This window comes from Pseudomonas sp. R62 (assembly GCF_000257605.1).
In the GTDB taxonomy this organism is placed as follows: Bacteria; Pseudomonadota; Gammaproteobacteria; order Pseudomonadales; family Pseudomonadaceae; genus Aquipseudomonas; species Aquipseudomonas atacamensis.
The window spans coordinates 1-629 of sequence record NZ_AHZM01000955.1; the positions used below are offsets into that span (position 1 = coordinate 1).

Below are 629 nucleotides of genomic sequence, written 5' to 3' on the forward strand. Positions count from 1 at the left end.
CCCCGTTTATCCGGTCCCCATTTATCCGCTTTTCTTTCAATCGTCGGGAATCTCGATATGAAACGAATCTGCATCAATTTTCAAAGACATCCATCCTGGCCCAGGCAAAACATTTATTTCACCCTCAAGAAAATACTCACTTGCAGACTTATCGACTTTAGGCCCACTAATAAACTCCTCGACAAACTCATTACCTGAGGAACTCTTTCGATCGAGAGAATATTCATAGATAACTTTTCTCAACACACTCACACCCGAAAAGACCAGCCAGCAGTCACCCACATATTCATGCATTGCGTGCAAACCTTCACTCTCGCTCTCGTATCTGACCCATTCACCACCCTCGCTTCGAGCGTGTAACAAACCATTTACAAGACTCCATTCAACATACTCCACATCTCTAGCGGGATCGTAAATGTAATGAACAGGAAAAATACTTTCGCCCTTAGGACACTCATCTTCATCACACTGTACGATCCGAGCGCCATCCGCCGCTGTTACCAACTTCGTTTTTTTCAAGGCTAGGCCTCTTTCGACATAAAGGCGAACTACTCCATTTTCGAGCTCAAAGCCTCCATATACGCAGTCAAATGTGACGAGGGAATCAAACATCGCTGAAACTATCATTT

General features: G+C 44.4%; 1 protein-coding gene. It reads right to left on the reverse strand.

Features of this window, described 5'->3' with window-relative positions:
- Positions 1-36: 36 nt before the first annotated feature.
- Positions 37-629 (reverse strand): hypothetical protein (locus OQK_RS01325; RefSeq protein WP_016770762.1); only part of this gene is annotated, 593 nt, incomplete at its 5' end.